The sequence below is a fragment of the Streptomyces sp. WMMB 322 genome (assembly GCF_900090145.1).
Lineage (GTDB): Bacteria > Actinomycetota > Actinomycetes > Streptomycetales > Streptomycetaceae > Streptomyces.
This window is the reverse complement of record NZ_FMHI01000010.1, coordinates 168698-181393: the sequence shown is the minus strand read 5'-3', so window position 1 is coordinate 181393 and position 12696 is coordinate 168698. Positions and strand designations below refer to the sequence as shown.

The window sequence follows — 12696 nt, the reverse complement described above, 5'->3', positions numbered from 1 at the left end:
CGCCACCCGGCTGATGCTCCTGTTGACCTCAGTCCAGGAACGCGAGGCGGACGGCACCGCCCGCGAGAACTCCGACCGTGACCCGGGTCAGGTCGGCGACGTGGACTGTGGGCGCGTGTTCGGCGGCCCGCGCCCCGACACCCACGACCCGCATTCCGGCCGCCCGCGCCGCCGCGATACCGGCGCCGGAGTCCTCGAACGCCACGCACTCCTCCGGGGGGAGGCCGAGTTCCGCGGCGCCCTTGAGGAAGCCCTCGGGATCGGGCTTGCTCGCGCTGACGTGCTCGGCCGTGATGCACACGTCCGGAACGCGCACCTCGGCCGCGCGCATGCGGGCGGTCGCGAGACCCCGGTCGGCGGACGTGACGAGGGCGTGCGGCACGGTCGCGACGGCGGCCATGAAGGCGAGGGCTCCCGCGACGGGGACGATGCCGTCCAACTCACGCGTCTCGCGGGCCAGAAGCACCTCGTTCTCCGCGTGGTTGACCTCGGCGGGGCGGTCTGGAAAGACGTCGGCCATCGTCGCGTGCCCCTGACGGCCGTGCGAGATGCTGAGCACCGCGGTGGGGTCGATTCCCTTGGAGACCGCCCAGTCGCGCCAGACGCGTTCGACGACGGCGTCGGAGTTGACGAGCGTGCCGTCCATGTCGAGCAGCAGTCCGCGGGCGGTGAGGGGCGGTTGCGGAGTGGTCATTCGGGCGCGCTCCCTCACATACGGAGACAGAACCAAGGCGGCCCCGCCCGCCGGTCAGGGGAATCCCGCGGGCCAGGCAGCCTGGCGCAGGGGAACGGGCGGGACCACTTTGTTTCATCACGATACAAAGCGTGGGCCCCGAGCGCCACCCCGTACCGCCGGGCGGCCGGTCCGCATGCGGGGAGCCCGCCGGGAGGCGGGTCACAGCGCCGGGAAGCACGGTCACGGACGCGGAGGCACGGCCACGCAACCAGGAGAAGGGGATGGCGGCCGGACGGAGAAAGGGCGGGAACGCTCCGGACCGGACCGCCCCCGCCCGGGACACCCCGTGGGCCGGCCTGCGAAAGCACAGGCCGGCCCGGCCGGCCCGCGCAGCCCGAAGCAGGTCAGCCCGAAGCGAGGCAGGTCAGCCCGAGGTCAGGGACTCCAGAGCGCGGCGCGTGTTGGGACCGTACTCGCCGAAGTCGTCCCCGCGCACGTTGTTGCGCGCCTGGAACTCGGCGACCGCCCGCCGGACCTGCTGCGAGTAGACGCCGTCCTCCGGCGCGTCCTCGTCGAGCGCTCCGGCCTGCTTGAGCCGCCGCTGCAACTCGGCGACCTCCGGGCCGCTGTCGCCGGGCCGCAGCGTCTCGCCGCCGGGCTGCGTCGGCTCCTGCGGGGGGCGCGGCCGGTCACGGCCGTGGTCGCCGCCCCGGCCCCGCCCGTTGCCGGGTTGCTCCGAGTCTCCGGGGGCGCCGGGCGCCGTGGAGGACGTACCGGACGGGACGGGATCGCGGTCGGTGTGGGCGTCGCTGTCCCGGTCGGCACGCCGGTCGCCGGAACCGCTGCGTGAAGTCGGCTTCGTGGACGGCTTCTTGCCGCTCTTGCGCTTTTCGCTGCTCGACGGGTCCTTCGTCGGGCCGCCGTCGGGGATCTCCGGGAGGGCGGTGTCATCGGTGCTCAGGCTGCGGTCGTCGCCGCCGCCGTCCGAGAGTGTCTGCGTCGTCAGCAGGCCCGCACCGAGCGCGGCGACGACGCCTGCCGCGGCGAGCGCGGCTTTGGCGGGTCCGCGACGTCGTCCGGGGCCCTGGTCCTGACCGTAGGCGTAGGCGTCACGTCCCTTCGGGCGACGGTGGCTGCCGCGCCGCGTCCCGGACGGGCCGCCCGGACGGCCTGCCGCGGCCCGGGCCGGCAGGGCACCGGCCTCACCGGGCAGGACGGAAGCCGCGGGCTCCCCCGGCTCCGTCCCGTCGTACGGGCCCACCACGGGGAGTTCCGCCGTCTCGTCCCGGCCGCAGCGGGCGAAGGGTTCGAGGTCCGGTGGCTGCGAGCCCTCGTCCTCGGGTTCCGGCAGGTCGACGTAAGGACGTATGTGCATCGGGTCGACATACTCGGCCGTGAACGGGCCTGCGCAGCCACAGAACTTGCCGCCCCCGGCGTTCAACTCCGCGCCGCACTCCGGGCAGCATCTATGCGCCGTCATCCCGGCCCCTCCCCTCGGGCACGGCCGCCGCGCCCTTGCGCGCCGACGCCGCCCGAATCGCCAGTGACTGTCCAGCCGTGCACCTTACGCGGTCCGTGGACCGTTGGGGCGAGCAGGTCCGAAATGACGTGCGAAGGTGACGAGGATCATGCGAACTCGCCCCCGGGGACCGCGTCCGCGGCCGGGCTGACCTGCAGGGAACGGGCTCACCTGCGCGGACGGCGCTGCGCGGGCGGCCACCGCGGCAGGCCCCGTCGGGAACCCGCAGCCGGACGCCTGCGGGGCGGACGCCGACCGGCGTCCTGCTGGGCTTCTGCCGCCTGCTCGCGGCGCCCCTGCCGACGGACGCGCCGGACCGGCTGCCGCACAACAGGCCCATCCACGCGGGCGGCAGGGCCACGGCTTCGGCAACCCTGTGCGCGGACGGGCTACTTGCCGCGCTCCGGGGCCTGCCAGGTGACGGTCTTCGCGGAGTCGCCTTCACCGGTGAAGACGAGCGCGGCAGGCGAGTCGGTCTTCGGAAGCAGGAACACCGAGCACTCCGTCACCGAGGACTTCGGCTTCACGAGCCCGTCGGGTTCCGCCTCGGGGCACTGGGAGACGCCGTCACCACCGAAGTCGATCAGAGTCATCCTGCGTGCCGGCTGCCCGCTCACGGCACGCAGTTCGGTCTTCTGGTTCATCTGCGGCAGCAGCTTGCGGGAGCCGTCGTTGCGGTATGCGACGGTGACGTAGTACGGGACCTTCTTCTTGTCGCCCGCGTCCAGCTCGAACCGGCCGAGGTCCGCGATGCTGCCCTTCCGGATGCTCCTGGGAGTCGCCCGTACCTCGACCGTGCGGCCCTCGGCATCCTCCACGGCCGACTCCGCCGGCTTCTTCAACGGCAGTACACCGCTGGGGAGTTCGTCCTTCCCTCCGCCGCCCGCCTTCCAGATGACGGGGTCGCTCGCATCGCCGCGCGCGTCCCGGCCGGTGTAGGAGACCGCGGCCGGCGGCCGGTTCTCCGGCATCATGACGATCCGGCACACGGTCGCCCTGCCACCCGGTTCCAGCGACTCTGGTGCGCTCCTTGAACACGCCTTCGGCAGGCCCGAGTTCTTCGAGAGCGCGGAGCCGAAGACCGAAACCACCTCGCCCGCCTGCCCGTCCGCGGCGGCGACCGCGAAGTCCCGTTCGGGCGAGGGCCTCTCCAGCCGCTTCTCGCTCTCGTTCGTGTACGAGACCGTGAGGTAGTACGGCACCTTCCCCTTCAGACCGTCCTCCAGCCGGACGTTCTTGAAGTCGGCCGCGGAACCGCGCGCCAGTCCGCTGGGAGCCGCCCTCAGCGCGTGTGACCGGCCCTCGCGGTCCGACCAGGTGATCTCGCGCTGCTTCTTCTCCACGGGAACGGGACGCGCGGGGGCGGCCTGCTCCGGCGACTGAGCCGAAGCCCCGCCCTTGCGGTCCGAGTCCTTCCCGTCCGAACCGGAGCCGCCGCAGGCCGCCACGGTCAGCGCCAGCACGACGACGCCCGCCGCTCTGCCCAGACCTCCGTCAACACGCCCGTTCACACGCACAACTTCCCCCGTCTTCGACTGTGGTTCCGGTCCGGCCGGTCCGTCCGATCCGGTCCGGGCAGGGCCGGGTTCGGCTCCGCCCGGCGCACGCCGCACCGCTCAACTGCCGCTCCGCACCGCCCTGTCGGACGGCACAGCCGGACGACCGGCGAGGAGAGCGGGAACCGCGCGATGCCGCGAGGAGCATCAGAGTAGGGCACGACCCGTCGCGGCATCACCGGACGGTCATGCGGGCACGTACGGCACACCACGGCGGACACCGGCACGGCGGGCCGGCCAACCGGGCGGCCGGGCGGCCGGGCTGACCTTTCTGAACCGGCACTCCGGCTCACGGCACCCCGGTCACGGCGCAACGGCCTCGTACAGGCTGAAGACGCCGAGACCGGCCATGAGCAGTGCGGCGACCCTGGTGACCAGCCGCAGCGGCACGAAACGCATCAGCGTACGGCCGCCGAGGATGCCGATGGCCGCCACCGACCACAGCGCGAGCACGGCACCGAGGCCGACCGAGAGCGGATCGTCGTAGCGGGCCGCGAGGTTGGCGGTCATGATCTGCGTCAGGTCGCCGAACTCGGCCACCAGGATGAGCATGAAGCCACTGGAGGCCACCTTCCGGAACGACTGGCCCCCCGGGGTCCTGGACTGCTCCTCGTCCTCCCCGTCGTTCTGCTTCAGCAGCAGCACCGCGGCTCCGGCGAGGAAGAGCACACCGACCACGGCCTGGACGATGCGGTGCGGAAGCAGCGTCAGCACGCTTCCGGCGGCCACGGCGAGGACGACGTGCAGGGCGAAGGCGGCGGCGACGCCCGCGAAGACGTACGAGGCGCGGTAGCGCGCCCCCAGCATCACCCCCGCGAGGGCTGTCTTGTCGGGCAGTTCGGCGAGGAAGACGACGCCGAAGACGACGGCGGCGACGGAAAGGCTGATCACTGAAAGGTCCTTGAGGGACGGGCTGCCGTACCGGCGCGGAGCACGCTTCGGCACGGCAGCGTCGTACATGACTGACACTGCTCGGCCGAAGGTCTCGCCGGCGCCGCAGACCGGACGCGGCCACGAGCCGCCTGTCCGGGATGCCGCGCTCCGGGCGCCGGGGCGGGACGCACGGCCTGGCTGCACCGGCCACGCAGGCGGTGGACTTCGGTGAACGCAGGCCGGGTCCGCCCAGTATGTCGACGGTCCGGCGAAGAGCTACTCCCCTTCTGCAGTCAGCAAGGCTAGACGATCCGTGCGCACTGCGGCCATCGGCCCCGGCCCCGCCGCCCCTCCGCGACCTGCACCGGTGGCGGCCCGGCGGGGAGCGGCAGGTGAAGGGCGACGCACGGATCTGCCGGGGGCCGCCGGCTGCGGATTGTGAGCAAGGTCTTGATGTGACGTGAACACGTCGTCACGCTGTTACCCGATGCCTGCCTTCCGGCAACGTGTCACCCGCACCATCGGCCCGAGAAGGGCTGCACGCCTGGCAATTTCCCCCCACAACGAGGGAGTTCGTATGCAGAAGCGCATACGCACCGAGCTCTACGCGCGTCGCCGCAAATCGGTCGTCATCACCGCGATCGCCGCGCCCTGCGCCGCCTTGCTGCTGTTCACCACCGGGATCTCACCGGCCCAGGCGGAACCGCCCGCCCCGCCGAGCGCCTCCGAGGCGAAGACGATGCTGGACGGCCTGAACGAGCAGGCAGAAGGCTCCATGGACGGCTACGACCGCGAGAAGTTCCCGCACTGGAGCGACCAGGGCGAGGGATGCGACACACGCGAAGCCGTCCTCAAGCGTGACGGCGAGGGCGTCGAGACCGGCAGCGACTGCTACCCGAGCAGTGGCTCCTGGACCAGCCCGTACGACGGCGAGAAGTGGACCGACCCCTCGGACGTCGACATCGACCACATGGTGCCGCTCGCCGAAGCCTGGACCTCGGGCGCCAGCGAATGGACGCAGGACGAGCGTGAAAAGCTCGCCAACGACATGGAGGTCGCGCAGCTCCTCGCGGTCACGGACAACGTGAACCAGTCGAAGAGCGACCGGGACCCGGCCGAGTGGATGCCGCCGAAGGACGACTTCCACTGCACCTACGCCCGGATGTGGATCTGGGTGAAGGACACCTACGACATGACCGCGGACTCGGCCGAGAAGAGCGCCCTGACCGAGGCGCTGGGCACCTGCTGACCTCTGCGCGGCACCGCTGAGTTCACCGCCGCCCTGCTGAGTTCTCAGCCTCTGCCGGGTTCTCTCCGCCGCCCTGCCGGGTTCTCCGCCGCCGCCGAGTGCCGGCGATTTCCGGCTCCGGCCGCGCTCCGCGTGTGCACCGTCCCGCGGGGCGCGGCTGCGTCCGGGCTGCCGGTTCGGGGGCGCCCCGCACAACCGGCGCAACCGGCATGCCCGGCATGCCCGGCATGCCCGGCGCGAGCGCAGCCCCGGCCGGCCGCTGCACAGCCCTCCAGCACCACCGCCTCGGCCGGCCGGGACGCCCAACCCGCGTCCCTGCCGGCCCACGCCGCCCACCGGGCTCCCCGCATCCCCGCGCATCGCGCCCCTCTCCCCTTCCGGAAAAGCGGTGCGCCATGTCTCATTGCGGAAACTCGCCGGTTGCCCTGGGCGTTCCGTACCGTGCGGGACGACGGAGGGAGAACTCCATGGGCAGGCTGCGTCTGGGACCATTGCTGCGCTACGTCGACGAGGACACGGCGACGATCTGGATCGAGACCGACGGGCCCTGCGAGGCGGAGGTCCGCTGCACCCCCGGCAGCGCCGGTGGCAGCGCCCGCACCTGGCAGATCTCGGGCCATCACTATGCGCTGATCACAGTCGTCGGTCTCGAACCGGGCACCGAGACCGCCTACCGGCTTCTTCTCGACGGCACCGAGGTGTGGCCGCTGCCCGGCTCCCCGCTGCCTCCGAGCACGATCCGCACCCCGGCCCCCGGCACGGGCACGGTGAACGTGGCCTTCGGCTCGTGCCGCTGGGCCGCCCGGCCCTCCGCCAGTCCCCACGACCCCGTCGGTCCCGACGCCCTCGACGCGCTCGCCCAGCGGGCCATCGCCGGCGGTGAGCGCCCGGACGTGCTGCTGCTCCTCGGCGACCAGGTCTACGCGGACGAGACGTCCGAGGTCGTGAAGGAGGAACTCGCCGCAAGGCGGGACCTCTCGGAGCCTCCGTGGAGCCAGGTCGCGGACTTCGGCGAGTACACGCTCCTCTACGACGAGTCCTGGACCGACCCGGAGGTGCGCTGGCTGCTGTCGACGGTGCCCAGCTGCATGATCTTCGACGATCACGACGTCATAGACGACTGGAACACCAGCGACGCGTGGCGCAGCGAGATGCGCGCGACCGGATGGTGGCGCGAGCGGATCCTCGGCGGGCTGGCCTCGTACTGGGTCTACCAGCATCTGGGCAACCTCTCCCCCGGGGAACTCGCCGAGGACCCCGTCTTCGCAGCCGTACGCGCCGAGGCGGACGGCACCGCGGTGCTGCGTGAGTTCGTGGAGCGCGCCGACGCGAACCCGGACGCCGCCCGGTGGAGTTTCCGCCGTGACTTCGGCAGGGTGCGCATGCTGATCATCGACACCCGGGCGGCGAGGGTGCTGGAAGAGCAGCAGCGAGCCATGCTCGGCAAGCAGGAGATGATGTGGCTGCGCGAGCAGATGCTGACGGGAACGGGCCCGGACGGCGGTCCTGACAGCGGCCAGGCCGGCGTCGAGGCCCCCGTGGGCCCCGCCGCCACCGCCGCTGCCGGAGCACCCGCCTCCGCCACGGCATCGCCCGCCGCCTCGGGACACGGGAACGACAGCGGCTACGACCATCTCCTCCTGTGCACCTCGCTCCCGTGGCTGCTCCCTCCCGCCATCCACGACACGGAGGCGTGGAACGCCGCCCTGTGCCGCGGCGTACGGGGTGAACGCTGGGCTCGCATCGGCGAAGTGCTGCGGCGCGCCGGCGACTTGGAGCACTGGGCCGCCTATCCCAGCTCCTTCGAGGCGCTGAGTGAACTCGTGCAGGAGGTCGCCGGCGCGCACAGGGCTCCCTCGACGGTCTGCGTCCTGTCCGGGGACGTGCACCACGCCTACGTCAGCGAACCCCGCTTCAGCGGCCCCGTGAACTCCCGCGTGCTGCAACTGACCTGCTCGCCCATGCACAACAGCATCCCGGCGGTGATGCGCGCAGGGTTCCGCTTCGGCTGGAGCCGCGCCGGGCGCGGCCTCGGCCGCCTTCTGGCACGCCACGGGCGTACGGGACGTCCCGTGATCAGCTGGAAGCGGTCCGGGGGCCCGTGGTTCGGCAATCAGCTCATGACGCTCCGGCTGCGAGGACGGGCGGCCGACCTGTGGCTGGAGCAGGCGCGCGCCGTCCCCGAGGGCGCGGACAGTCCGGGTGGTGTGCCCGGTGCGGGGCGCGGCAGCAGGTCGCGACTTGAGCGGATCGTCGAGCGGACACTCGTCCCGTCCCGGACTTCTCCCCCGTCCTCCGACGGGCCCGGCAAGAACGGAAGTTGACCTTCCGCCGGGCTCGTCCCCCGGCCCTTCCCGGGCCGCCGGATACCCGTTACCGCGCCGAGACAGGACCGAGATCGATCCCGCACGTCCCAGCCGTCCCCTGCGTCACCGGCGGGCGTACGCTGGAGCGGCCTTGAACGACTTGACCTTCACTCCTGACGGGGAACACACGGGACGGCACAGCGACCGGGAGAGGTACGGGGACGAACGGTGCTGGAGATCCTGGGGTCTGTGACCGGATCCCCATGGCTGTACGGGGTGATCGCGGCCTCCGTACTGCTGGACGTCTTCGTCCCCCTGCTGCCGAGCGGCGTCCTCGTCGTCGCCGCCGGAACCGCCGTCGCCGGCACGGCCGCCGATGCCGCGCAACTGCCCAGCCACGCCCGTGATGCCGCCGAGGCGGCGCATCTGCCGGAGATCGTCGCCCTGGTGCTGTGCGCGGCCACCGCCTCGGTGCTCGGCGACCTCGTCGCGTACCGCATGGCCCGGCGCGGCGGCGACCGCTTCGACCGCGCCCTGTCCCGCTCGCGCCGTCTGAAGGCGGCTCAGGAGAAGCTCGGCCAGGCCCTCGCCGGCGGCGGGGGCGCGCTGGTGGTGCTGGCCCGCTTCGCACCGGCGGGGCGTTCCCTGGTCAGCCTCACGGCAGGCGCCGCGCACCGGCGCGCGAAGGAATTCGTGCCGTGGTCGGCGCTGGCGGGCCTGACGTGGGCCGCGTACAGCGTGAGCCTCGGCTACTTCGGGGGCCGCTGGCTGGGAGCGACCTGGCTGGGCACGGCGGTCTCGGTGCTGGCGCTGTTCACGTTCGGCACGCTCGCCGCCTACACGCTGCGCCGCACGGCCCGCACCCCGTCCCGCCGGAATCACACGCGCTCCGCCTGACGGCTGTTGCCTTTCCGGACGCGATCAACGCGTGGCCGCCGCCGCGCCCGGACCCCCGGCCCCGCAACGGAGTCCGGCTGCCGGTTCAGCGCCCGTACCGGACCAGCGTCTTCGTGTACTGCCAGGGCTTCTGCGCCACACCCGAACACCGGTCCTGCGCCGGGTAGGGCCGGGCGCCGCACGGCCGGTCCCGGTTGAGGGACCAGAACGTGAGCCTGCCCAGCTTGTGTTCGCGTGCGTGGGCGGCGATGGTGCGGAAGTCCGCGACGCGGATCGTCTCGCCCTCGCCCGTGATCCCGTTCATGGAGGAGACGCCGCTGCGCTTGTACGCCTCGGTCTCCGAGTAGCCGTAGGCGCTCATCAGCCGGTTCTTGAGCCCGTCAACGGCGCGTGTGCTGATGAGGCCCATGTCCTCGCCCTTCGCGGACGGTACGAAGGAGAAGGGCATGATGCTCCACGCGTCGGGCTCCACCCCCTCCTCCGCCGCCCGGTCGATGAGCGAACTGTCCGGCCCCGAGCGGTAGCTGGGCAGCGTGATGTACGTGACGAGCCCGGGGTTCGCCCGCTGCACGGCGCCGAGCGCACCGAGCATCTTCCGCTGCGCCGCGGCGCTGCGATAGGCGCTCATCTCGATGTCGATGTCGATCGCCCTGAGCTCGTATGCGTCGATCACCTTCTGGTACGCGGCGGCGAGCGACGCCGCGTCGGGGCAGCTCTGCTCCAGCTTGTGGCCCAGGCCGCCCCCGAAAGAGGGGATGACGTCCCCGCCGGCCTTCCGCACGGCCTTGACGGTGCGTTCGTCGACGCCGCCGGTCAGCGGCCGGTGTCCGTCCCAGCGCGGCTCGCACGAGCCGCTGCTGAGGACGAAGGCGAGCGAGAACCAGCGCACGCCGGTCTCCTTCATCACCTTCGCGGGCTCCGGCGGGTCTCCCCAGCCGAGCGAGAGGTAGGGCGCGACCGCCATCGGGGCGGGCGACGGCGGCGGGGCGGCGGCTCGGGGGTCGGCAGTTCGCGGCGCATCGGCTCGCGGTGCATCGGCGGGAGCAGCCGCGGACGCCGGTCCGGCCATGGCCAGGACGAGAGCGGCGACGGCGACGGCCCGGGCGGGGACCGCGCCGGGCGTCACGGGGCCACCGGTGCGGCCGCCCTCGGGGCTGGTGGCGGGGAAGGCGCTGCGGGTGCCGCGAAGGCGGGTCAGTGCTCTCATCCGATCCTCATCTCTCGGCCGGTCTCGCTCCCATGCCGAGATGCTGAACACGCCGGGCTCCGGGACGCAGCACCCCGGCCCCGGCGTGTCCTGCGCCCGTACGGACGCCCACTCCGCCCCGCCCCGCCTCCAACTTCGGGCGCACGCGGGGACGTTGAGGATCGGCGCATCACCCTTGCGGGCGGTCGGTCTCCGAGAGGCCCTCACTCCGCTCCCGGCGGAGGGTGCAGAGGCCGGACGCCACCGTCGTGCACAAGTCACGGGTTCGGGTCCGGGCCCCGGCCCCGGGTCCGGCCCCTGCTCCAGGTCCGGGTTCGTGCAGCCGAACCGCACCGCAGCCGGACCGCCCGCTCACGAACTCGCCTCAGCGGCGGCTGCTTTCCTTCTTCCCGAACAGCGGGCCGAAGTCGTCGGGAAGCTGACTGATCAGATGCCTGATCTGCCCGCCGGAGACCGCGTGGGAGAGCGCCGAGAGCACGGCGGTCGCGTCCCGTTCGGCGGTGTGGGGGCGGGCACCGGTCCGCTCGCTGATCCGGTTGTAGAACTCGTTCAGGTCGAACGCCTCTCCGGACGCGCGGTCCTCGTCCCGCAACGGCTCGTCCAGCGGCGGGGGGATCTGCGAGGCGAGGTCGTGGGCCTCGCTCGCGGTGATCCGGGAGGCCAGAACCGTCAGGACGGCGTAGGTCACCCGGTAGGCCTCGTCCTGGTCCTGGTAGTCACCCAGGTCGCGGACCTGTGCCAGAAATTCGTCCTCACGCATGAGTGAGCACCTTCTCTCTTTCGGTCGGGGCTTCGCCGGCGGCTGGTCGCCGGCGAAGTGGTCTCTCGCATGACGCATGCGGAACGGACCGGGCCACGGCCCGTTCCGCAGCGTGAATGTGTGCGGGTCTCCGTGAGTGCGCGCCTGAAACCGGTCGCGTTCCGTTCACCATTCGCGCCGTGACGGGCATCTCCGCACGCCTGAGAAGCCCTCACTCACCCTTTGACGGCTTCCGAGCGGAATTGCCCGATTAATTCCATTGGGTTTCACCGGCGCATGAAAGGCAAGTCGGACTGCGGCCTCACAGTGCGTCACACAAGTCGGTCCCCGTGTCCCCGTCCCCCCACGGAGTGCCGGTGCCACACCGGTGACGCACGGAGGCAACGCACAAACGCACAGAGGCCGGCCGCGAGGCCGCTCGACGACCCGGAACCGAAGGAGCAAGCAGTGGAACTCAGTCCGCTCAAGTCGCTTTACGCGGAAGGAGAAGCCTTCGCCACCGTCTACCTGGAGGGCCGCTCTCCCGGAGAGGACGCCGCGGACCAGATCCGGCTGCGCTGGAAGTCCCTGCGCGAAAGGCTCGCCTCCGACGGCGCCGACCAGGCCGCGCTCACGGTTCTCGACGACGCGCTCGCGCGGGACAAGGCGGGCGAGGAACAGGCCAACGGCCGGGTCCTCGTGGCGTCCGACCATGGCCGGCTCGGCCTCGACGCACCGTGGGACGCATCACTGGGCGCGGGCGACGACGCCGGCTGGGGCGTCCTGCCCCAACTGGGCGCCTACGCACGGGAGGCCACCCATGCGGCCCGGGTGCTGCTCATCGTCGCCGGGCACGAGGAGACGGAGTTGCGCAGGCTCGTCGTGGCCCGGGACCTGACGGAGTCACCGGACGGACCCGAGGACGGTGCGGCGGAAGGCTCGCACAACACGCACGCCGGGGAGCCGGCCCACCGGCGCATCCGGCGCCGCGCGGAGGACACCACGGTCCAGGACGGCGACGCTCTGGCCTCGGCCGTCTCCTCGGCGCTCTCCCGGTTCACGCCGGACGTGGTGATCCTCGCCGGTGAGGTCCAGAAACGCACTTCGGTGCGCGAGCAGCTGCCGGGCCATCTGCACGACAAGGTCGTCGAGACCTCGCGGGGCGGCGCACCCGACGCCGGAGCCCGGGAGGCCCTGGACGAAGAGGTGCTGCGCATCGCCACCGAGCACGTCGAACAGCGGCTGCAGGACAACGCGTCCCGGCTGCGGGAAGCCCTCGGACACCAGGACGCCGTCCAGGGGGACGCGCAGGTCCTCAAGGCGGCCGAAACCGGGGCCCTGGAAACGCTGTTCCTGGAGGAGGAGACCACCGCGAAGCGGGAATCCCTGCTCCTGAAGGAGGCCTCGCGGACCGGCGCCGTCCTCGCCCTGGTGCCCCACGGCACCGGCCTGGAGGACGGAAGCGCCGGCATCCTCCGCTTCCACCCCGAGGGCTGACCGGTGCCCGCCTGCGCCGGCACGTCCGCCGGCGCAGGCACCCAGGGCACGGGTGACGGCGGCCGGGCCGGTCGACCGGGCGTGAACGGCGCCCGGTTCGCCGCGCCGGGCCCCCTCCTCCGCACACCGGTCAGGCCCGACCGGGCACCGGTCATTCGGCACAGCAGCACGGAGGCC

At 72.4% G+C, this 12696-nt stretch carries 10 protein-coding genes; 4 read left to right on the top strand and 6 right to left on the bottom strand.

The annotated features are described in order from the left end of the window. Nucleotides 1–28: 28 nt before the first annotated feature. The 4 genes from H180DRAFT_RS17600 to H180DRAFT_RS17585 form a co-directional block, all read right to left on the bottom strand. Nucleotides 29–694, bottom strand: coding sequence for an HAD-IA family hydrolase (locus tag H180DRAFT_RS17600; protein ID WP_055487029.1), 666 nt, complete (start codon nucleotides 692–694; stop codon nucleotides 29–31). 406 nt (nucleotides 695–1100) lie between these two features. Beyond that, nucleotides 1101–2156 carry a peptidoglycan-binding protein gene (locus H180DRAFT_RS17595; RefSeq protein WP_074466854.1) on the bottom strand — a complete coding sequence of 352 codons (1056 nt, stop codon included), beginning with the start codon at nucleotides 2154–2156 and terminating at the stop codon, nucleotides 1101–1103. Nucleotides 2157–2584: 428 nt separating this feature from the next. Next, complete coding sequence (locus H180DRAFT_RS17590; RefSeq protein WP_055487027.1) at nucleotides 2585–3706, bottom strand: hypothetical protein; 1122 nt, start codon at nucleotides 3704–3706, stop codon at nucleotides 2585–2587. A gap of 348 nt (nucleotides 3707–4054) precedes the next feature. Further along, a complete protein-coding gene (locus H180DRAFT_RS17585; protein WP_055487081.1) occupies nucleotides 4055–4642 on the bottom strand; it encodes a TMEM165/GDT1 family protein in 588 nt (195 codons plus the stop codon). 559 nt (nucleotides 4643–5201) lie between these two features. Between H180DRAFT_RS17585 and H180DRAFT_RS17580 the strand changes: the two genes are divergently transcribed. The 3 genes from H180DRAFT_RS17580 to H180DRAFT_RS17570 all read left to right on the top strand — a co-directional run bounded on the left by H180DRAFT_RS17580 (nucleotide 5202) and on the right by H180DRAFT_RS17570 (nucleotide 9076). Next, nucleotides 5202–5873 (top strand): HNH endonuclease family protein, encoded by a 672-nt coding sequence (locus H180DRAFT_RS17580; protein WP_055487026.1) that lies wholly within the window; start codon nucleotides 5202–5204, stop codon nucleotides 5871–5873. A gap of 467 nt (nucleotides 5874–6340) precedes the next feature. Then, nucleotides 6341–8197 (top strand): alkaline phosphatase D family protein, encoded by a 1857-nt coding sequence (locus H180DRAFT_RS28660; protein ID WP_079100181.1) that lies wholly within the window; start codon nucleotides 6341–6343, stop codon nucleotides 8195–8197. A gap of 210 nt (nucleotides 8198–8407) precedes the next feature. Continuing rightward, nucleotides 8408–9076 carry a DedA family protein gene (locus H180DRAFT_RS17570; protein WP_055487025.1) on the top strand — a complete coding sequence of 223 codons (669 nt, stop codon included), beginning with the start codon at nucleotides 8408–8410 and terminating at the stop codon, nucleotides 9074–9076. A gap of 85 nt (nucleotides 9077–9161) precedes the next feature. On the opposite strand, the gene H180DRAFT_RS17565 is transcribed toward H180DRAFT_RS17570, so the two are convergent. Then, nucleotides 9162–10283, bottom strand: coding sequence for a chitinase (locus H180DRAFT_RS17565; RefSeq protein WP_254666055.1), 1122 nt, complete (start codon nucleotides 10281–10283; stop codon nucleotides 9162–9164). A gap of 364 nt (nucleotides 10284–10647) precedes the next feature. Next, entirely contained in the window at nucleotides 10648–11043 is a 396-nt protein-coding gene (locus H180DRAFT_RS17560) for a DUF2267 domain-containing protein (protein ID WP_055487024.1), read from the bottom strand. A gap of 447 nt (nucleotides 11044–11490) precedes the next feature. Here H180DRAFT_RS17560 and H180DRAFT_RS17555 point away from each other — a divergent pair, with 447 nt between their 5' ends. Beyond that, entirely contained in the window at nucleotides 11491–12519 is a 1029-nt protein-coding gene (locus H180DRAFT_RS17555) for a baeRF2 domain-containing protein (protein WP_055487023.1), read from the top strand. Nucleotides 12520–12696 lie beyond the last annotated feature (177 nt).

Bases quoted from the DNA above. Each gene is read 5' to 3' on its own strand.
- H180DRAFT_RS17580 (WP_055487026.1), top strand. From the start codon at position 5,202: ATGCAGAAGCGCATACGCACCGAGCTCTACGCGCGTCGCCGCAAATCG.
- H180DRAFT_RS17565 (WP_254666055.1), bottom strand. From the start codon at position 10,283: ATGAGAGCACTGACCCGCCTTCGCGGCACCCGCAGCGCCTTCCCCGCC.
- H180DRAFT_RS17600 (WP_055487029.1), bottom strand. From the start codon at position 694: ATGACCACTCCGCAACCGCCCCTCACCGCCCGCGGACTGCTGCTCGAC.
- H180DRAFT_RS17560 (WP_055487024.1), bottom strand. From the start codon at position 11,043: ATGCGTGAGGACGAATTTCTGGCACAGGTCCGCGACCTGGGTGACTAC.
- H180DRAFT_RS28660 (WP_079100181.1), top strand. From the start codon at position 6,341: ATGGGCAGGCTGCGTCTGGGACCATTGCTGCGCTACGTCGACGAGGAC.
- H180DRAFT_RS17595 (WP_074466854.1), bottom strand. From the start codon at position 2,156: ATGACGGCGCATAGATGCTGCCCGGAGTGCGGCGCGGAGTTGAACGCC.